Raw genomic sequence first — 20,499 nt, forward strand, 5'->3', positions numbered from 1 at the left:
TTAAAAATAGATATATCTATATAAAAATGAATTATAAATATCTGAAATTGATCGTTATATTATCCGGTCAGCTCCTCACCATTATGGATATTTTCATCATCAATGTATCCATCCCGTCGATTCAAAAGGATTTTCATGCTTCCAACGGTGAAATGCAGCTGATGATTGCTTCGTACCTCATTGGTTTCGCTTCATTCCTGATCACGGGCGGAAGGCTGGGGGATCTGTACGGAAGGAAGAAAATATTTATGGCAGGGCTGGTCTTTTTTATGCTGAGTTCTGCCGCTTGTGGAATTTCTTCAGGTTCAGCTCTGCTTGTTATTTCCAGGTTTATTCAGGGAATCAGTGCGGCATTGATGTCTCCGCAGGTCCTGTCTATGATACAGATTCTGTTTACCGGGCACGAGGAAAGGACAAAAGCCATGGGCTGGTACGGAATCACCATCGGTGCGGGCACTGTTCTGGGACAGTTTCTGGGCGGATATTTTTCTTCCATCACGGTAATGGAAGAATCCTGGCGGCTTATTTTCCTGATCAATATCCCGGTTTGTCTGTTGGCGTTATTTTTCAGCGAACGAATAATAAGGGAGTCAAAAATTCTGTCTGATAAAAAGGGTTTTGACCTTTTTGGTGTCTTTGTTCTGGCTGCCGGGCTTTTCTGTTTTACCTATGCGCTTACCCTTTCTGAACATCAGGGAATTCAGACCGAAAGTATGGTCCTGATTATGGTTTCAATAGCCATTTTGATGTATTTTATTCGAAACCAGAAGATGAGGTTGAGGAAAGGAAAACCTTACTTAATTGATTTTACCTTATTTGCTTATAAAAATTTCAATCTTGGAATTCTGGCAGTTTCTTTTTTCTTTATTATGCTGGATTCTTATTTTTATATTCTCTCCATTTTCTTTCAGGACGGACTGAAAATCGGGCCGCTGGATTCCGGGGAGATTATTGTTTTTCAGGGGTTGGGATTTATTCTGGCATCGTTGTTTTCAGCGAAATTGATCTTAAAATATGGCAGAAAGTTTTTAATAATAGGATTAGGTTTCATTATACTGATCCTGAGTATGCAGATTCTTGTATTTTGCTTTGAAACCCCGTTTTTTGTTCTGTGTTTACTGCTCTTTTTTCATGGAATTGGTGTGGGTTCTATTATACCTTCACTCGCTAATATCGCGCTGTCGGGATTACCGGAAACGCTCGCCGGAAATGCTTCGGGAGTTTACAATACTTTTCAGCAGGCGGCAGCTATAGTGGGAATTATTGCCGTAGGGAGTATTTTCTATTATTTTATTGGAACAAAACCGTCACCAGAACAATATCACACCGCTTTTTCGATGGCTTTAGCAGTTAATATTCTGTGCCTATTTGCAGTTATGTTTTCTATTTCAAAAGTACCTGATCACGTGCTTCCCTGCATTACGCGATAATTTTTACCCTACTGATTAATAGTTTAAAAGACGCTCCACTTTAGTAATAAGAAATTGGTCAGGTGATAAAACGTCATAAAAAATATCATAATAAACATATCCGTACAACAACACAAAATTAATTTTGAATTGGTAGCGTTTAAGATAAAAAATTTCAATGTTGAACAGGATATAATCGACTTCATCATTGGCTGTGAAATCATGATTATGTGCTGTAATAGGGGTTACAGCTGCTTTCGTCTGAGACAGAATCCACTCTTGATTATCAATATAAAAATCAATGAACAGTCCCAGGTCCTTTTCAAAATCAGCAGATTCCTGATACCCACGGTACAAAGAATCCTCAAACAAAAAACCGGGATTTTCAATGATGGATGATTCGTCACGATTCGTCAGTTGTTTTTCGCTTTGCCAGCCTTCTGAACACTTTTTAAACTCAAGGATCCATCCTTTGGGTGTGGTAATTTTCATCTCTATGATTATTTTTTTCCTGCCTGTAAAACAATTTTCGCCATATTTCTCGTAATCTCTGTCGGCGAGTGGCAGTCACAGTTGCTCAATCCAATAACGTAAATATCTTCGTCCGGAATATAAACGCCCATACTTTTGAACCCGAAAATACTTCCGCCATGCTCTCTGTCGGGAGTTCCGTTGATATCTTTCAGGTGCCATCCGTAGCCGTAGGTAAATTCTTCACCATTATTTAATGTATATTTCTGAAACGCTTTTTTCGTTTCGGAGGGATTGAGCAGAATATTCTGATTCAAGGCCTGCTGCCATTTCAGCAGATCATCCACGGTAGACATCAGGGAACCGGATGAAAAAGGAACACTGAAACTGATGACTGTTTTGTTGACAAATCCATGCTCTTTCTGGTGATAACCAGATGCTCTTTTGGGAATAAGCTGGCGGTCGGTAGCATAATAAGAATGATTCATACCCGCCTTTTCAAAAATATTTTTTTTGATGAAATCTTCATACGTCTGGCCGGAAACGAGTTCAATAATGTATCCCAGCACCACATACCCTGAATTATTGTATTCGAATTTTTCTCCCGGAGCAAAATCAACAGGCTCGTTTTTGAAAAAATCCACCATCATTTCAGGTTTCATTTCTTTTTGAGCGATTGTAGACAAAGCCTTCATTTTTGTAAAGTCTTTGATCCCCGAAGTATGGGTCAGCAGGTGATGAATAGTGATTTTACCGCCTGACGGATAATCTTTGATATATTTTGAAACTGCATCATTCACACTCAATTTTCTCTGCTGCTCCAGCATTAAAATGGCCACAGCAGTAAACTGTTTGGTCATGGAACCGATCTGAAACACATGGTCAGGAGTCATGTCGGAATCCAGCTCCAGATTGGCTTTCCCAAATGCTTTCCTGTATATGATCTTTCCTTTTTTTGATGCCAGGAAAACACCGCCCGGCTCATTTTTATTCCCGAATCCGGTTAATATAAGACTGTCTAACCTTTTCTCAACCTTCTGTGCAGAGGTAATTTGAAGTGATAACCCTAAGAAAATCAGGGATAAAAAAATATTCTTTGATTGCATAATGGTGTTGTTTGTTATGCAAAGATATAATATTATTTAATTACTATGTTATGCAATATAGTAATTGGGTGAAATAGAGAAGATTTATTCCGTTCGGGTTGTTTTTAAGGTAATCCCGGTAGAAATAATGATAAGGCTGTATCTTCCATCATTCTGTTTGGTGAACTGATAGACGTCTGCGGATTCCGGATTATCAAAAAAAGAATTCTGGGATTCCGGATAGATCTTTGTTTTTTCACCATTTTTATCAGCAATGTAGAGGAAATGATCTTCCAAAGTCACTGTAAATGTCTGCGAATTATCTACATCGAGGGCAAATTTTCCGGTGTATTGCTTTAAAATATCATCAGAGACGGTCACCTGTTTTTTATTAATTTTTTGTGGAATGGTATACGGCTTATCCTCCAAAATATGAATCACATCTTCTGTCAGTTTCTGAATCGGAATATCATCAAAATTAGCCGTAAAAATAAAAGTGATTTTTGATTTTAAATTCTGATAATAATACGCTCTGTAACCGGGTCTTCCTCCTGCCTGAACCAACAGACTTTCTTTTCCGAACATTTTGAGAGCCTGACCTTGCCGGATATTTTTTCCGGAGAAAAGTTTTGTACTGAACGTGTAAAGATCGCCGATCGTAGAGTAATAATTCCCCGTTTCAAATCTGTTGATGCTGCTCTTTGCCACAGGAACAGGTTTTCCGTCTTCATTGGAAAAGCCGTATGCAAAACCGGAAATAAACTGGGCATTATTGAACTCGCCTGTATTTTTGAATTTATACTTTTTTACAATTTCATTTTCCACAAATTTCTGGTAGCCCTGATCAGAAGTACGGTCGATGATATAATGAAGAATAAAATAGCCAACGTTTGAATAAAGCGTCTTCGTTCCCGGCTCAAACTGAAGAGATTCCTGTTTGGCAAGCTCAATGGTTTTTTCCAGGCTCAGATTGTCATATTTTTCATAGTCTTTGATTTCTCTCGGAAGCCCGGACTGATGATATAATAAATGTTCAATAGAAATTTTATCTCCATCAGGGAAATCCGGAATAACTGTACTGAGTTTATCCGACAGTTTAAGTTTTCCCTGTTCTGCCAGCTTTAGAATGGAATATTTGACAAAAACCTTTGAAACGGATGCAATAATAAAAGCACTGTTCTTATTGATTTGTAACGCTTCAGGAGCGTTGGGCATAACGTAGCTTTGGTCTAAAAGAATCTTCCCGTTTTGAGCAATCAGGACATTACCATTGAAGTGTTTCAAACTTGTGAGTGCCGTAAAATATTCACTCAGTTCCTTTTTATGCTTTTCTGTATTGTTCTGGGCTGAAAGACTAACGGTGAAAAGAATGAGAAATAAAAATGCTAACTTTTTCATAACTAATAATTTGGAAGCAGGCTCAAAATGATCTAGGCGTTGCTTTGGTTTCCATAATTAGTTTGGCTTTTAACCAAAAAGTTACTTTTTTAGAAAATCATGAAGTACTTTTCTCCGGTTATTTTTTTACAGTAGTCTTTTTTCTTCCACCTTTATGTTTTGGAGAACTATTCTTGGTGGGTATGATATAAATAAAGGCAATACAGCATATAAGAATGACCCCAAAGGCTGCATATCCTGTAACTGCATCGTAAAATAAGGAACCCTGAAAATACAGGAAATCCGAAGAAAGAAATAATTTACTTTGTTGAGGCTGCTTAGGGTTGATCAAAAGAATATAATCTTTAGCCCTTATTTTTTCCGAAACAGCTGTTGCAAAATCTGGAATCAGCTCATCACGGTCTTTCCAGTTCCAGAAAGGATAATGTTTTTTCAGGATTTCTGATTCGGAATTTTTATAAGATGTTCCTTTGTACTGATATTTATAAATCACATCAGCATAGGAATTTCCTTTCCGTCTATATCCTGTATCCCATAAAACGGTTGGGTGTATAATTATTTCGTCCGGGGATGTCCAATTCCAATGGGAGGCTTTAAATTCCTGAATTTTTAAAAATGGGGAAACAGAGAAAACAGTGATCAGAAATAAATAAATTAATCCTGCACGAATAGAAAATTTCTGGATAACATTTTTAAAATCAATTCTTAAATTCCGTAAAGATTTAAAATTAACAAGAATAGCCACAAATAAGGCATAGAAAAAATATCTGACCGGATTTTCAATATAAGCCACAAATATGATGAATGCAGCTATAGCAATAGCTTTTAAAAAAACAAGAAAATAGTCTGCAATCTTTTTGGATTTAGTCTTCATTGGATTATTGAATTTAAGATGATGAAATATTACAAATATTCAATGATCTTCAAAAAAATTAATATTTCCGGATTTTCACACAAGAAACACCGTAGATTTTTGTTTTCCTGCCTGCTTTCTTTAATAAACCCGTCTCAGGATCCCGTTTAAATACCACTACATCTCTGCTCGCTGCGCTGGTTACAATTAAAAACTTACCGGTTTCATCCATAGCAAATACCCTTGCCTGCTTGCCGTAAGTGGGCTGGTATCCGATGTTTTTTAATGTTCCGTCCTGAAGAATTGAAAAGATGGCTATATTATTTTCAGTGCCGCGATTGGTAGCGTACAAAAAACGGCCGTCCGGTGAAATATGAAGATCGGAGCTCTCAAAATCTTCTTTGTACTTGTCGGTATGGGTATTAATCCTCTGAATGCTTTTCAAACTGGAATTTTCATAGCGGTATGCACTCACGGCGCCGCCCATTTCTTCGATACAATAAGCAAATTTTCCGTTCGGATGGAATGTGAAATGTCTGGGACCGCTTCCTAAAGTTGATTGTATAAATGGCTGGTTTGCCGTTTGAAGAGGCTCTGTTTTATCATTTTCAAATGCATAGGACCTGATTTTATCTGCGCCCAGATCTGGTAAAAATATTTGGCTGAAATCCGGTGAAAAAACAGCAGAATGAATATGCGACCTGTCCTGCCTGTGTTCATTGATGCTTCCTTCCGAAAACTGAAAATTCTGTACAGCCGGATGTATCGTTCCGTTTTCAGCAAGCGGATATACGGAGACGCTGCCTTCCGTGTAATTGGCATTAATCAGCCACTGCCCGTTTTTATGAACCGTTACGTAAACCGGATTTTCGCCACCGCTTTTCTGACTGTTGATGAAGGTGAGCTTTTTGTCTTTAGGATCGAATTTAAAGCTGCTGACGCTTCCGGCATTGGGTGTTTTGCTTTCGGTACAGGCAAAAATATACTGTCCATCCGGAGATAAGGTAAGAAAAGAAGGATTTAAAATTCCTTTCAATGAGGTTACTTTAGACAGTTTTCCTTTGATTGTATCCAGCTGGTAAACATAAAGTCCTTCCGTGGTTTTATCCCTGTTGAATGATCCGAAAAATACATAGGTGTTTTGTGAATACAGATGAATAGAAAGAGTGAACAGGCTAATAAGGCTGAGTATTTTCTTCAATGTGGAGATCGTTATTTGATATTACATGAATCCGGCAAAATTACCGGTAATGTATTATTTCCGGATTTTATTTTTTAAATTCTGTTTTACACTGTCAAACCATTCATTTCGAATAATGCTCAAAACAATGGCATCCATTCTGTTTCCCTGTGCATCCGTAGAAAAATTCCTTAAAATTCCTTCCTCAATACACCCGATGCTCTTCATGGCTGCAATACTCCGGTTGTTCAGACTGTTGGCCCGGAACCCGACTCTTTCCATGCCCAGCTGTTCAAATGCGAATTCTAAAAGTAAATATTTACAGTTTTTATTAATCCCTGTTCCCTGATACTGCTTTCCATACCAGGTATACCCGATTTCAAGGGTTTTATTGTTCAGGAAAATAGCGTAAAATCTTGTGCTGCCCACATATTTTTGACTGACTTTATCAAATACAATAAACGGATATTCGCTTTTAAGATCACGTTGTTTAATGGCATTGTCGAGATACTTCACAAGGTTTTCTTTTCCACCCGGACCGCCTGCATTGAAAGCCCAGATTTCCGGTTCGTTTTCAGCATATTCCAGCAAATGGTCAAAATCTGAAAGTTCCAGTGGACGTAATAAGACCAGATCGTTTTCTAAAGTATATTTTTCTGTAAAATCTAAATTCATGATGAGTTGGTTTTTATTCAGGTTTTTTTCTCAGTTCATCAAATTTTTCCGTCATCGTAGGATTTCCCCGCGTGAGTTTTTTTATGGTCAGATCTTCGGCTTTGTTATTGGCAAGGCGGAGGTTATTTTCAGAAGAAAGAAGCGCGTCCTTGGTTTTTTGAAGATGGTTGATCGTTTTGTCTATTTCATCAATGGCAGTTTTAAATTTTCTGCTGGCCAGATCATAATTGTAGGCAAAACCTTTTTTAAAAGTCTCGATGTTCTCTTCAAAATTGGTAATATCAACGTTCTGGCTTCTCACCAAAGCCAGTTCTGCCTTAGCTTTCATGGAATTCATGGCTGCATTGCGGAGAAGGGTGATGATCGGGATGAAAAACTGCGGACGGATGACATACATTTTTTCGTATTTATGAGAGACATCCAGAATTCCGGCATTATAGAGCTCGTTCTCCGCTTCCAAAAGGGTCACAAGCACTGCATACTCACATTTCTTTTCAGTTCTGTCTTTATCCAGCTCTCTGAAAAAGTCTTCGTTCCTTTTTTTCTTTTCGGTTTCATCACCTTCATTTTTCATTTCGAACATGATGGAGATAATTTCGTTCCCCAGATCATCCGTTTCCCGGTAAATATAATCTCCCTTACTTCCTGATCTGGAATCGTTATCTTTTTCAAAATAAGCTTTCTGAAATGCGGTAGCCCGGAGTTTATTGAATTCTATCTCGCAGTGCTGCTCCAGCGTTTCGCCGATCATTTTGGTGGAAAGTTTCAGCTTCATATCCTTTCGGAGCGCTATTTCATCATCTTTCATCTTAATGATGTCATCTTTTGTCTTCAGTTCTGCGGAATATTTTTCACTCAGGGATTTTTCCAGCAGCTGCTTTTCTGCTTCTTTGAGTTTTATATTATTGGCCAGATCATCTCTTTCTTTTTCAATTTTCTGAACAGCTTCAGTAACCGAAAGTTTCTTTTCAATTTCTGTATTTTCAAGCCTGGACCTCAGTTCTATGAGCTGACTGTTTTTTTCGTTTAATCTTTCAGATAAATTTTGTTCGCTGGTAGCTTTCAATTGAATTAATTCTCTGTCCTTCTCATCTCTTTCCCTTTCAATTTTCTGAACGGCTTCGGCTACCGAAAGTTTCTTGTCGATTTCGGCGTTTTCCAGTCTGGCTTTCATTTCAGCAAGCAAACGATCCCATTCTGTCTGCTGCTGCGTCAGTCTGTTTTCGCTGGAAGCTTTCAGTTCACTGATTTCTTTATCCTTACTGGTCAGTTCAATGTGTAATGAATTTTTAAACCTTTCTTCCGCAAGCTGTACGGCATTTTGCTTTTCTCTTTCTGCAAGATGTAATCTGTTCTGAAGTTCTTCTTCAAACTGGTGGTCTCTCACCTGTTTAAGAATATCTGCAAAACCTGCTTCGTCTACTTTAAAAATTTTGTGGCAATGAGGGCATTTGATCTCGTTCATATCAGTAAAGCTAATCGTATTTTAAGGGCCGGAACTGCCGCTGGGCTGTTCCGGCCGGAAAGCGAAGTTAGGAAATCGAAACTGAATTTCATAATGGAAAACCATAATAGTATGAAACTGCAGTGAAGGAGATTATTAATCGTGTTTTTTAATATTTTGGTACTGAAAACCAGTATGTTTCATGACTTGGATTCAAATCCATCCCGTATGGCGGCTTCCAGAATTTCAATCTGTATGTCTTTTAGCTTTTTGAACTTAATACAGTATCCGGTTACACTGGCTTTACCTATTGTTTGTCCATAAGTTTCGGACAAATAAGTCTTATCATCAATCCCAAGAATATAGACGGAAATTCCGGTGGTGTTGGCACTTAAACCGATTTGATAAAAATCTCTCGATGTTCCGTCAGCATATTGGATCGTATGAAATCCGTAGCCGATATTGGGATTGGAAACCGTTTTATTCTCACTGTTTTTACCATCCAGAAACCAGAGTTTGGATTTCGGGCTGATGTTCAGAATAATGCGGTGCAGTTCCCACATGTCGTTGGATTTTGGTTCGGGCTGGCTGTTAATGTATGCCTGAATGTGTTCCTGTATGTTCATGTCATCTAAAATCTTATTGGCCGGATGGTATGATTGCGTTTTTCGTTTTTGACTAAGCAATTCATCTTCGTTTACTTAAATTCATCGCTCTTTCCAATCTTGGTCTATTATACCGTTGAAGAAAAATGGGATAAACATTCAGAAGAATATTAAGTACCATCAGCCACAGCGACTGAAGAATTCCAAATCTGAAGGCAACATACACCGTAAATCCCAGAACGATCAGCATAATGATCAGATGCCCGAGCTCATCCTGCTTGGTCCGGTAATGAAGATAGGTGAGTGCTTTTACATTCTTTTCTACCGGTTTGGATTTTTTGTTGAGCTTTTCCCAGCCGATCCCGACCAGTAATTTTCTGAAAAAATGGATCCCGAAGGACTCATATATTTTCCCTTTCTTTTCCCAGGTTTTTTCATTAAAATAAGGAGAATTGAATTCACTTTTCAAAGCTTCGGTAAAGGTAAGCACACATGCCATCAGCATAAAATTAAGAGCCAGCGCAAAAGAAAAACCAGTCATTTTAATATATTGAACTAGTAAATAGAGCAGGCCTGTTGTAATGATAACAATACAAAGGAGAATCAAGTTTTTTTTCATGGTAGTTTTAGGGTCTCAGAAGTTGCATAAACTTGTGGCTAATTTACATATTTTCATAAAAGAAAAGTCAGAAATCTGTATTTTGAAAGAGCTTAAAAACTGAATAAAAAAAGAACAGCCAATGACTGTTCTTTGTATAGATGAATGATTATAATTCAATGATTATTATCCAAATGCGCGCTTCAACAAGCTTTCCACTTTCGGTTCACTTCCCCTGAAACTTTTGTAAAGCTCCATAGGATCTTTGGTTCCGCCGGAAGAAAGAAGGATTTTATATTTGTCAGCCGTCTCAGGATTGAAAATTCCGGTCTCTTTAAAATATTGGAAAGCATCTGCATCCAGAACCTCCGCCCATTTATAGGAATAATAACCGGCAGAATACCCGCCCTGGAAAATATGGGAGAAGCTCGGGCTCATTGCCGTTTCAGGATTCACGGGATAAAGGGTGGTTGCCTTAGTGTATTTATCTTCAAACTCCTTCACCGTTTCAGCTTTTAACTCTTCAACTTTCGTATGGTAATTCATATCCAGAAGCCCGAAGCCAAGCTGTCTCATCGTCTGGTAACCTTCCATGAAGTTTTTAGACTGTTCTATTTTTTCAATCTTTTCGTCCGGAAGTATTTCACCAGTTTTATAATGTTTTGCGAAAGTTTTCAGGAATTCCGGTTCGTAGCAGAAATTTTCCAGAAACTGGGACGGAAGTTCCACAAAATCCCATTTCACAGAAGTTCCGGAAAGGCTTGGATATTGCGTGTCAGCCATCATTCCGTGGAGCGCATGCCCGAATTCGTGGAATAAAGTCGTCACTTCCTGAAACGTCAGTAAACTAGGAGTATCTTTCGTTGGTTTGCTGAAATTGCAGACGATAGAAATATGCGGACGTGAGTTTTCACCATCTTTTTTATACTGGTTCTTGTAGCTTGTCATCCAAGCTCCGGCTCTTTTGCCTTTTCTCGGGAAATAATCCACATATAACAAAGATTTGAAATGTTCTTCCGATGATTCTTTTCCTGATTCAAAAACTTCATATACTTTCACATCCTCATGGTATTTTGGAATATCATTTCTTTCCACAAAACGAAGTCCGAAAAGCTTTCCTGCCAATCCAAAAACCGCCTCCTGTACCTGATCCAGCGGGAAATAAGGCTTCAGTTCCTCATCATTGAAATCATATTTCTGCTTTCTAAGTTTTTCTGCGTAGAATGCGTGGTCATAGCCCTGTAATTCCTCTATTCCGTCAGCTTTGGCCAGAGATCTCAGTTCATCAATCTCCTGGTCTGCATAAGGTTTTGCTTTCGTTAAAAGTTCATTCAAAAAATCAAAAACCTTCACCGGAGATTTTGCCATTCTTTCCTCAAGAACATAATCTGCATAGTTTTTATAGCCTAATAATTCAGCTTTCTGCTGTTTTAGCTGAAGAAGCTCTTTAATCAATTCCTGATTGTCAAATTCCCCGCCGTCAAAAGACTTTTTACCGCTGGCCAGGGCAATTTCTTTTCTCAGTTCACGGTTTTCAGCATACGTCATAAAAGGAATATAGCTCGGGTACTGTAACGTAACCACCCAGCCTTCCAGCTCTCTTTCTTTAGCTTCTTCGGCGTATTGATCAATGATCGCTTCCGGAATTCCAGCCAGGTCGTTTTTGTCGGTGATATGTTTAAAATAAGCATTCGTAGAAGCCAGAACATTCTGCCCGAACTGCAGAGATTTCAGCGACAGATCCATATTGATCTTCTGTAATTTCTCTTTATCCTCCGCATTCAGAAGGGCACCGCTTCTTACAAAACCTTTGTAGGTCTCATTCAGCAGCATTTCCTGTTCCTCATTAAGTTGATACTGATCTTTTTCGTCGTATACTTTTTTGATCTTATTGAAAAGCGGTTCGTTTTGAGAAATTTTTGAAGAGTATTCCGTTAAAAGAGGAGAAACTTCCTGAGCGATTTTTTGAATTTCATCGCTGGTTTCCGCAGAATTTAAATTGAAAAAAATATTGGAAGCCACATCCAGCTGCTCTCCTGAATAGGCTAAAGCTTCAATGACATTTTCAAAGGTAGGTGCTTCAGAATTACTGACAATACCATTGATTTCTTCTTCGGATTTTTTAATCAGTTCCCTGAATGCCGGAAGAAAATCTTCATTTTTAATCTCGCTGAAAGGCGCTGCATGGTATGGTGTCGTAAATTTTTCTGTTAAAATATTCATTTTTTGATTTTTAGGTAAAGTAAATTTAATGATTCACCGGGAATCACAGCTGAAATGCACAAAAATAATGCCCGGATATCAACATATGACAAAAATACTTTATCTTTAATAATCTTGTCATATGAAAAGAGTGGACGAGGGTGGAATGATTAATTTTGACAATGGTAAACTGCAAAGGCCGTACATATTGTATATGAGGGTTTTGCAGCCTGACAAAAAAAAATAACCCATAATATAAAAACTATGAAAACACTCTTAAAAATTCTTGGCTTCGTTGTTATTTTAGTGGCACTTTATGCCCTTATTGCCATATTTGCTTTTGATAAAAAGAATCATTTTGAAAGATCAGTGGTGATTAATGCGCCAAAAGAAAAAGTATGGCAGCATGTAGGTTCTCTAAAGGGATATAATGTTTGGGATCCTTTTTCCAAAACAGACAAAGATATTGTGATCACCTATTCCGGAACCGGTGACAAAGTAGGAGACTCTTACCACTGGAAAGGAAATGATAAAGTAGGAGAAGGGGAACAGTCAGTTACCCAGCTGGTACCAAATGAGAAAATGATCACCAAGCTTCATTTTATCAAGCCGTTTGAAGGAGATGCAGTAGCTACTTTTACATTAATCCCGGAAGGAAACGGAACGAAAGTAACCTGGGCTATGGATAATGAACTGAATTCGATGATGAAAATTATGAAACCGATGATGGATATGAACATGAAAACCATGTTTGACCAAGGACTCGGAGACCTGAAAAAAATTGCTGAAAAGTAAAGAATAAGAGCCTTGTATTTTTGCAAGGCTTTTTTATGAATTTTATTGAATTCCGGCTATCCGGTTTATTGAATTGATTGGAAACAAAAATGTCTTAATGCGGATTCAGAGTATTTTAAAAAATTATTATCTTTATGTAAAGATTAGATGTATGGAGAAGACCGTATTTGAGAAAAGTGATATAAGAGACTATGTGAAAACCGTAATCTCTGAAAAAATAGAAAAACTTAAAAACTTTATCGAGTTTACTCTGGAAGCCAGCCGTGACATCAAAAAGACGCCCAAATATGACAGTATGAGGGAGGAAATGCAGGAGGAAATCTACCAGATGCAGCGTCAGCTGGGAGCTTTGAATGATCTTAAAAGAAATATGTCCAAAGTTCTGAACACTTCTACCGGAAAAATACAGCTGGGTTCCCTGGTGATCACCAATAAAGCAAGGTTTTATATCTCAGTTTCATTAGGAGAATTCTTTTTTGAAGGCGACCGCTTCTATGCCATTTCCCCGGAAAGCCCTATGGCTAAAAAGATGATGGGGATGAAATCAGGAGATGCTTTTACATTGAATAATATTCATCAGAAGATTGTGGAGGTGATTTGAGGGGAGACTGGAAGTAAGAGCCAAGAATCAAGATGCTAAATGTCAGATATCAGATTTCAGACGGAAATTGGCAATTGTGAATTTTGCTTTGCAAGTGAATGGTGAATTTTAGAACCAAGATGCTAGATGTCAGACATCAGATTTTAGATTTCAGATGGAAATTGGCAATTGTGAATTTTGCTTCGCAAGTGAATGGTGAATTTTAGAACCAAGATGTGAGATGTAAGATTTCAGACACGAGATATCAGACACGAGATTTCAGACTTGAGGGTAAGGACCTTTTGCATTTCTGTATTTTCATAAATATATTAAAAACAATAAGGGCTGAATATTTCAATATATGAAGAAAATGGCAATACTCAACCTATCACATTCAATAGGAACGGGCTTTAGCCCGTTTAACAGATAATCTCCGCCATTTATCCGGCTTTAGCCAAAACCTGGATTCAAGCACGAAAATATTTGCTATTTACTGTAAAAGTTTGGGTTTAGATCAAGGTCTCAGATATCAGACATCAGACCTTTTACAGCAAATTTTGTAAACTATATAACCAGCAACCAGTAACCAGCAACCGCCAAACTCAGCTACTCTCCAACCCTCAAACGCTCCAACCCTCCAACTCAAAACACGCCATGACATTTCAAAAACTAAGGACAAACAAACGGAATCAGTGGATCATCATTCACCTAAGGTATCTGGTGGGATTTGCGTTTTTTCCTTCAGGTCTTACCAAATTATTAGGGAACAGATTTACCGTAATTTCTACAGATACTCCGATTGGTTATTTCTTTGAAGCGATGTACCGGACGGGTTTTTACTGGAATTTTTTAGGACTTTGTCAGATTGTTGCCGGAATTTTACTGATGACGCAGCGGTTCGCCCTTTTGGGAGCTCTTATGTTTTTAGCGATATTAAGTAACATCTGGATCATTACGATCAGCCTTTCCTTCACGGGAACATGGGTAATCACTTCTCTGATGATGATTGCAGTGATTGTATTACTGATCTGGGATCATCATAAGCTGATGCCTGTTCTGGGGTATAACCGCACAATAACTATAGAATCTTACCCTGATCCGGGGCGGATCTGGATCAATGCAGGTCTTATTTACACGGTTTGTTTGATGGGTTTATCGGTTCCGGGACCTGTTCAAGAAGGCCTGGGCCTATGGATTTCAAGATTATTAATTGGAATGGTGTTTCTTACATTTTTATTCACGAATTATAAAATGTATAAAAAACTTAACTTAGATGTAAAGAATCAGGCATAAATCTCTGTCACGCATTCAATTTCATGTTGTAAATTTGCATCATGAATAAAGCAGAAATTTTAAAAGAAATCATAGAGCAGAGAAGAAGTATTTTTCCAAAAGATTATGCAGAAACAGAAATTTCTCAGGAAATTCTTGACGAAATTCTAAATTCGGCAGCATTTGCTCCCAATCACAAACGTACAAAGCCCTGGCGTTTCAAAATATTCAAAGGAGAAGAAAAAGCAAAATTAGCTTCAGAAATGCAGGCTATTTACAAAGCTTCTCAACCGGAACAGACCTTTTTGGAGAAAAAATACCAGGATATCGGTTTTAAAATCAATACATCAGATGCGGTTGTATCCATTGTTGTGAATTTCAGCGGGATGGTTCCTGAATGGGAAGAGATTGCAGCAGTTTCCATGGCAGTTCAGAATATGTACCTTACCTGTACTGCAAATAATGTAGGCTGCTACTGGAGTTCTCCGGCAATTGTCAACCATCTTAAGGAATCTCTGACCATCGAAGAAAACCAGAAATGTCTTGGGCTTTTTTATATGGGAAATACTAATTAATTTAATTAGCTCTTTAAGTATTTTGTGGCTGTCTCAAAATTGAGACGGGTCTTTTTTTATTAATTTTCACGCAAAGTTTCATTCTAATACCGTATACCTTGAGAGGGCAAAGACGGAATCAATTTACATTGATTCGATTAAGCGGGCGTATTATCCATTCGCTTTATCACGACGAAGTCGAATTCTTTGCTTTCCTTTAAATTTAACATCGTCTAAAGTAAAATCTTTGCGTCTAATAAAACAACTCCTTTTGCCGCAACCTCGAAAAATAATCTCTAAAGAAAATAATCCCCGAAGCTTTTGGATTCGGGGATTATTTTTTTGAGACTTTTTAGACAGCCTCTTTATTTCTTTTTAATCACTTGATACGTCGGACGTATCGGATTGGTTGTATCAAAAATAATGTCATAAGTTCCGGCTTCCACATTGATATTTCTGCCGTATTGAACGAGCTGGTTATTGTCATTAATACCGAGATCCAGGGTCCATTCGTTGTTTCCTCTGAATTTGATCTGGCCGGATTTCAACGGAATATTTCTGGCTTCTAAAATATCCTTATTCTTTCCACCCGGAACCAGTTTGATATCAGGACCGTTCCAGCCGTTTGGAGTCGCACTTCCGATCACTCCCCAAAGAAAATGGTCATCAATCTTTTTCGCTTCTTTTACAATTTTATCCTTAATAACAATGTTTAAGACTGTGTTTTTACCATTACTATCGGGCTTGAATTCAAAATAGATTCGGTCTCCAACTGGATTGTTGATATAAAATTTGGTGTCGCTTTCTGTAAAAAGTATACCTTCTGCTTCATTGGTTTCTTTAAAGTTCATCACATTATCATTGGCTAAAATATAGAAAGAAGAGTTTTTTGCCTGGTATAAACCTGTCAGGTCTTTTTCATATTTTGTTCCAATGTTGACTTTTTTCGGAAGATCATACGTCTCGCCGGCAAGAATAGCGATGATTTTGTCGGTGATCTCAAAAACACTGTTATCCCGGTTATTACTCAAAACAATAACAGAAATATCTTCATCAGGAATTGTCAGGAACCGGCTTATAAAACCAGGTCCGGCTCCATCATGACCAATGGTTGTTTTTCCTTTTATGATCTGCCGGTGCCATCCGTAACCGAAATCGTACGTTTTGAAAGGAGTCTGTGCTTTTTTCAAAGTCTCTTTTTTAAGGATTTTATAAGCTTTGATACCCTGTTCGAATTTGTATAAATCTTCAACGGTAGAATACATGGCGCCTGCCGCATGAGGGTGGTCATAATCGTAAACCACCGCTTCACGGGAGTTGTGGGGAGACAGATATTCGTAGCCGGTTGTTTTGTTTTTATCTTTTAAATCTTTAAACCCAAACCCTGTATTTTTCATTCCCAACGGATCCAGAATATAATGTTGAATGGCTTTCGGATACGGCATTCCGCTTACCTTTGTAATGATATACCCTAAAATATAATAATTGGAATTGCTGTAGCCCCAGCCTTTTCCCGGAGAAAAAACAAAAGGCTGCTGGGAAATAGATTTCATAAAAACGGCTTCATTTTTGGTGTTCTCGGGGCCGGTATCATTAGGAATTCCCGAAGTATGGGTAATTAAATTCTCTATGGTAATGCTGTCTCCTTTAGGAAAATCGGGATAATATTTGGAGAGTTTATCATTCAGGGATAATTTTCCTTCTTCATTTAACAGGAGAGCTGTTGTAGCCGTAAATGTTTTTGTAGTAGAATAGATCCGGTATATGTTTTGGTTGGTATTTTTTATTTTGGTTTGAAAATCCTGAATTCCAAAGCTTTTTTCGAAAATTATTTTCCCTTTTTCAGCAACCAGAATACTTCCGTTAAAACGGTCCATATGAGTATAGGCATGAACTAAGGTATTGATTTTTTCTTCTTGAGTCTGGCCTTGAATTTTTGCGGCAGATAAGATAATAAGGATGAAAAATAAGTTCTTAAGCATTTCGTAATTTTGTGTTTCAAATATCCTGTTTTTTTCCGGTAATTTTCCGGGTCACAAGAAAAATATTAGGTTAAATGTTGGAGAAAGTAATTTATTATATGGAGGATTAGTTTTTTTTATTATCTTTGCACTCTTAAATATTTAACTGGGACGAGTTCCCGTAAAATTCACAACATTATGTCAGTAAAAATCAGATTACAAAGACACGGTAAAAAAGGTAAGCCTTTCTTCCACATCGTGGTTGCAGATTCTAGAGCTAGAAGAGATGGTAGATTCATCGAGAAACTAGGAACTTACAACCCAATTACTAACCCTGCAACTATCGATTTGAACGTTGACTCTGCTGTAAAGTGGTTAAACAACGGTGCTCAGCCAACTGATACTGCAAGAGCTATCCTTTCTTACAAAGGTGCCCTTTACAAAAAACACTTACAAGGTGGTGTTGCTAAAGGAGCTTTTGACGAGGCTGAAGCTGAGAAAAGATTCAATGCTTGGTTAGAATCTAAAGAGCAAAAAGTACAAGGTAAAGTAGAAGGTTTAACTAAAGCTCAGGCTGACGCTAAGAAAGCTGCTTTAGAAGCTGAAGCTAAAGTAAACGAAGCTAGAATCGCTGCTGCTGCACAAGCTGATGCTGATGCTAAAGCTGCTGAGGAAGCTGCTAACGCACCTGCTGAAGAAGTTGTTGCTGAAGCTACAGAAGGAGAAGCTCCTGCTGCTGAAACTGAAGAAAACACTGAAGCTTAAGAATAACCCTGTATGCGTAAAGAAGATTGCTATTTACTAGGAAAAATCACACGCAGACACGGCCTTGCGGGAAACGTTATCCTTAAACTGGATACCGATCAACCCGAGCTTTACAATAAATTGGAATCAATATTCGTTGAAATCAACGGATTATTGGTTCCATTTTTTATTGTCAAATCAGCATGGAGCAAGAATGATGCTCTGAATATTGCTTTTAAAAATTCTTCTGAAGCTCTGGTAGACCAGTCTTTAGGAAAAGATGTCTATTTACCGCTTGCCAGCCTTCCAAAACTTACAGGAAAGCAGTTCTACTATCATGAGATCATCGGTTTCGATATCCTTGATGAAAATGATAAGGAATGCGGCGTGATAAGATCTGTAAACGATCAGACTGCCCAAAACTATTTCGTGACCAACCTGGACGGTAAAGAAGTAGTGATCCCCATCATCAAAGATTGGATACTGGAGGTGAACCGCGAAGAGAGATTCATCAAAATGCAGCTTCCGGAAGGACTTATCGATGTCTTTTTAGTATCCTCTAAAAAAGACGAATAATCAATTTTTCAGATAATAGATCTGAAACTTACCCTCTTTCAAATTACTTACCAGAAAATATTTCCCTGCCTGGGTCCGGATAGGATCAGAAGCAAGTATTTTCGTGTGGTTTTCCTTCGTGGAAACGGTTTTATTTCCTATTTGTACATCATAATAATACATGTAGACCGGATGATAACCGAAAGAAGCCACAAAATGGTTCCCTGTGCTGAACCATTGGTTTCCCGAAACAATTTTATCCCTGATCTTGAAAGACACGGAGTCTATAAATTCATTATGGATCCTGGTCGAGAAATTAGTTTTCCGTGAGGATAACTCTATTTTCGGACGGAGCTTTACATAAAGCGGATCGCTGTCTCCCGATGATGCCGCAGAATCTTTTTTCAGCGTTCCCAGAAGGTTTGAAGAAACGAAGAAGCTGTTTTTCTGTCCCGGATTGAACAGGTAATTATCACCGTAAGCCGCATACCCATAAATTCCGCCATTGGTGTCACCGGGTATCAGCAGGATATGATCAGTTTTATCAAGAATGTTTTTTTGAAGAGCAGTCTGCTCATCAGCAATTTTTTTGTGCAGTGCACTGTCTTTTTCAGATTCTCCCACATGAAAAAGGTGCTCATATTTTTTCGTGACATCATCCAGATTATAAAATGGAAGAATCTTTTTGTAACGGTAATCCGGAGTCATATATTTCCGGTTATTGGCATACAGATTACCGGCAGGATCCAGAAAAGCAAGATTATTAATGGCAGGGATGTTTTTCCATTTCTCAACAATGGCCAGCTTGCCTTTATTCATGATAAACAGTCTGTTGGTATCGTTCTGATGGGAATCTGTTCTCGGATAATTAAAGATGAAAAAATAAGTGTCTTTCACCAGATAGGTGCAGTTGTCTTTCTGTGAAAGGGGAAGTTCCATTACTTTTTCCAACCGGATTGCCGGATCTGAAAATACCGGAAATTCAGGGATTTCGGGATGTTTATCTTCTTCTACATCCGTTTTGGGACTGTAGCAGGAAGATAAAACAAAAAGCATCAGTACAAATGGAATCCTCATGGTTTATTTTTATTAAATATATCTATTTTAATTAAAAGTTTTGCCATTATGAAGGGTTTTCATCTCAGAGTTTTTGTTTTAAATTTTCAATCTGGCTGTACATTTTATTAAAGAATATTTTCCTGTCCCGGTTTCCGGAAGTATTCAGGGATTTTGAATTTTTAATCTGGTGTTCAAAATAATTCAGGGTTTCCCCGCAGGTTCTGGCATCGTTGACCAGAATATAGCCGAACATATTCGTAGGGATCGCAAAAAGCGGCTGCTGCGGATGGTGGAAAAAAATATCATTGGAAAGATGCATCAGCTCATTTTCGTACAAATGAAATTTTGGATTGCTTTCCGTTTTTTGTTCAATATTTTCTATCAGTTCCTGCAGTTCTTTCAGGATAATTTCAGCTTCATTTTTATGCAGAAGTCCGGTTTCATAATAGAATAGAATCTGCTGCAGAATACTGGAAATGGTTCTGTCATTCCATAATTCCACTACATTTTGTGCTTCATATTTTTTCTTAAGTTCCTGGGTGTTGGATTCAAAATAAGGCGGTGAAAACTGGAGAAAAGGAAGCAGAACATGTTTCGCATTCAACAGATTCATCCATACATAAATTTTAAAACGGGACAGCAGGGTATCAGATAATGTATAAAAGAAAGGAATATCTTTCGCAGAATAATAAATCGTCATCTCATCAGAAAGCGGCAGATTCTCAAAAATGCTGAGGTTATTCTGAAAAAAGGACTGCAGATCTTCCATATTGTTCACTGCTGAAGTTTTCTGAACCACGAGCTGCCGGTCTGAAGTGATAAACTGATTCAGGGAAATCTGGTAATATTTCGCCAGTTCCAAAGCTTCTTCAAAACTGAATTTTGCTTTCAGGGAAGTTCTTCTGTGGGCTGCATCATAGCTTATATTGAGAATATTGGCGATCTCATCATTCAAAGATTTGTCACCGATTTTCCTGCGGATTTCCTTAAGCAAAAGTTCCTGATACATGTTTTTTGTGATTTTCACAAATGTACTTAATTATTTTAATTTTTTTTCGC

Annotated in this window: 20 protein-coding genes; 7 read left to right on the forward strand and 13 right to left on the reverse strand. The window is 38.0% G+C overall.

Features of this window, described 5'->3' with window-relative positions; genetic code table 11:
• The first annotated feature begins 26 nt into the window (after positions 1–26).
• Entirely contained in the window at positions 27–1,430 is a 1,404-nt protein-coding gene (locus tag JET18_RS02785) for an MFS transporter (protein WP_202089090.1), read from the forward strand.
• 15 nt (positions 1,431–1,445) lie between these two features.
• On the opposite strand, the gene JET18_RS02790 is transcribed toward JET18_RS02785, so the two are convergent.
• The 10 genes from JET18_RS02790 to JET18_RS02835 form a co-directional block, all read right to left on the reverse strand.
• Complete coding sequence (locus JET18_RS02790; protein WP_202089091.1) at positions 1,446–1,901, reverse strand: hypothetical protein; 456 nt, start codon at positions 1,899–1,901, stop codon at positions 1,446–1,448.
• Positions 1,902–1,909: 8 nt separating this feature from the next.
• On the reverse strand, positions 1,910–2,986 hold the full coding sequence (locus JET18_RS02795; protein ID WP_202089092.1) for a serine hydrolase domain-containing protein: 1,077 nt from the start codon (positions 2,984–2,986) through the stop codon (positions 1,910–1,912).
• 84 nt (positions 2,987–3,070) lie between these two features.
• Positions 3,071–4,363: a serine hydrolase domain-containing protein gene (locus JET18_RS02800; RefSeq protein WP_202089093.1), complete on the reverse strand. Its 1,293-nt coding sequence runs from the start codon at positions 4,361–4,363 to the stop codon at positions 3,071–3,073.
• Positions 4,364–4,481: 118 nt separating this feature from the next.
• Positions 4,482–5,237, reverse strand: coding sequence for a hypothetical protein (locus JET18_RS02805; RefSeq protein WP_202089094.1), 756 nt, complete (start codon positions 5,235–5,237; stop codon positions 4,482–4,484).
• Between the two features lie 58 nt (positions 5,238–5,295).
• Positions 5,296–6,417: a lactonase family protein gene (locus JET18_RS02810; protein ID WP_202089095.1), complete on the reverse strand. Its 1,122-nt coding sequence runs from the start codon at positions 6,415–6,417 to the stop codon at positions 5,296–5,298.
• 54 nt (positions 6,418–6,471) lie between these two features.
• Positions 6,472–7,071 (reverse strand): GNAT family N-acetyltransferase, encoded by a 600-nt coding sequence (locus JET18_RS02815; protein WP_202089096.1) that lies wholly within the window; start codon positions 7,069–7,071, stop codon positions 6,472–6,474.
• A 13-nt stretch (positions 7,072–7,084) separates the two neighbouring features.
• Positions 7,085–8,536 carry a DUF2130 domain-containing protein gene (locus tag JET18_RS02820; RefSeq protein WP_202089097.1) on the reverse strand — a complete coding sequence of 484 codons (1,452 nt, stop codon included), beginning with the start codon at positions 8,534–8,536 and terminating at the stop codon, positions 7,085–7,087.
• A 179-nt stretch (positions 8,537–8,715) separates the two neighbouring features.
• Positions 8,716–9,141, reverse strand: coding sequence for a DUF1801 domain-containing protein (locus JET18_RS02825; protein ID WP_202089098.1), 426 nt, complete (start codon positions 9,139–9,141; stop codon positions 8,716–8,718).
• A 61-nt stretch (positions 9,142–9,202) separates the two neighbouring features.
• A complete protein-coding gene (locus JET18_RS02830) occupies positions 9,203–9,739 on the reverse strand; it encodes a glycosyl-4,4'-diaponeurosporenoate acyltransferase CrtO family protein (protein WP_202089099.1) in 537 nt (178 codons plus the stop codon).
• A gap of 165 nt (positions 9,740–9,904) precedes the next feature.
• Entirely contained in the window at positions 9,905–11,941 is a 2,037-nt protein-coding gene (locus JET18_RS02835) for a M3 family metallopeptidase (protein ID WP_202089100.1), read from the reverse strand.
• Positions 11,942–12,184: 243 nt separating this feature from the next.
• On the opposite strand from JET18_RS02835, the gene JET18_RS02840 reads away from it, so the two are divergent.
• The 4 genes from JET18_RS02840 to JET18_RS02855 all read left to right on the forward strand — a co-directional run bounded on the left by JET18_RS02840 (position 12,185) and on the right by JET18_RS02855 (position 15,142).
• Positions 12,185–12,715 (forward strand): SRPBCC family protein, encoded by a 531-nt coding sequence (locus JET18_RS02840; RefSeq protein ID WP_202089101.1) that lies wholly within the window; start codon positions 12,185–12,187, stop codon positions 12,713–12,715.
• A 151-nt stretch (positions 12,716–12,866) separates the two neighbouring features.
• A complete protein-coding gene (locus JET18_RS02845) occupies positions 12,867–13,316 on the forward strand; it encodes a hypothetical protein (protein WP_202089102.1) in 450 nt (149 codons plus the stop codon).
• A gap of 633 nt (positions 13,317–13,949) precedes the next feature.
• Positions 13,950–14,588 carry a DoxX family membrane protein gene (locus tag JET18_RS02850; protein WP_202089103.1) on the forward strand — a complete coding sequence of 213 codons (639 nt, stop codon included), beginning with the start codon at positions 13,950–13,952 and terminating at the stop codon, positions 14,586–14,588.
• 41 nt (positions 14,589–14,629) lie between these two features.
• On the forward strand, positions 14,630–15,142 hold the full coding sequence (locus tag JET18_RS02855; protein ID WP_202089104.1) for a nitroreductase family protein: 513 nt from the start codon (positions 14,630–14,632) through the stop codon (positions 15,140–15,142).
• A 344-nt stretch (positions 15,143–15,486) separates the two neighbouring features.
• Here JET18_RS02855 and JET18_RS02860 read toward each other — a convergent pair whose 3' ends face one another.
• Positions 15,487–17,103, reverse strand: a complete 1,617-nt coding sequence (locus tag JET18_RS02860; protein WP_202089105.1) for a serine hydrolase — start codon at positions 17,101–17,103, stop codon at positions 15,487–15,489.
• A gap of 177 nt (positions 17,104–17,280) precedes the next feature.
• Between JET18_RS02860 and JET18_RS02865 the strand changes: the two genes are divergently transcribed.
• Together JET18_RS02865 and rimM are read left to right on the forward strand one after the other, a co-directional pair.
• The gene (locus tag JET18_RS02865; RefSeq protein WP_202089106.1) at positions 17,281–17,847 is read left to right on the forward strand and encodes a 30S ribosomal protein S16; all 567 of its coding nucleotides are present in this window, start codon (positions 17,281–17,283) and stop codon (positions 17,845–17,847) included.
• Between the two features lie 12 nt (positions 17,848–17,859).
• Positions 17,860–18,402, forward strand: a complete 543-nt coding sequence (rimM, locus tag JET18_RS02870) for a ribosome maturation factor RimM (RefSeq protein WP_202089107.1) — start codon at positions 17,860–17,862, stop codon at positions 18,400–18,402.
• Here rimM and JET18_RS02875 read toward each other — a convergent pair whose 3' ends face one another.
• Both JET18_RS02875 and JET18_RS02880 read right to left on the reverse strand, forming a co-directional pair.
• On the reverse strand, positions 18,403–19,458 hold the full coding sequence (locus JET18_RS02875) for a hypothetical protein (RefSeq protein WP_202089108.1): 1,056 nt from the start codon (positions 19,456–19,458) through the stop codon (positions 18,403–18,405). It abuts the gene before it with no gap.
• Positions 19,459–19,522: 64 nt separating this feature from the next.
• Positions 19,523–20,467: an XRE family transcriptional regulator gene (locus tag JET18_RS02880; RefSeq protein ID WP_317193229.1), complete on the reverse strand. Its 945-nt coding sequence runs from the start codon at positions 20,465–20,467 to the stop codon at positions 19,523–19,525.
• Positions 20,468–20,499 lie beyond the last annotated feature (32 nt).

The organism is Chryseobacterium endalhagicum, assembly GCF_016745235.1.
Lineage (GTDB): Bacteria > Bacteroidota > Bacteroidia > Flavobacteriales > Weeksellaceae > Chryseobacterium > Chryseobacterium endalhagicum.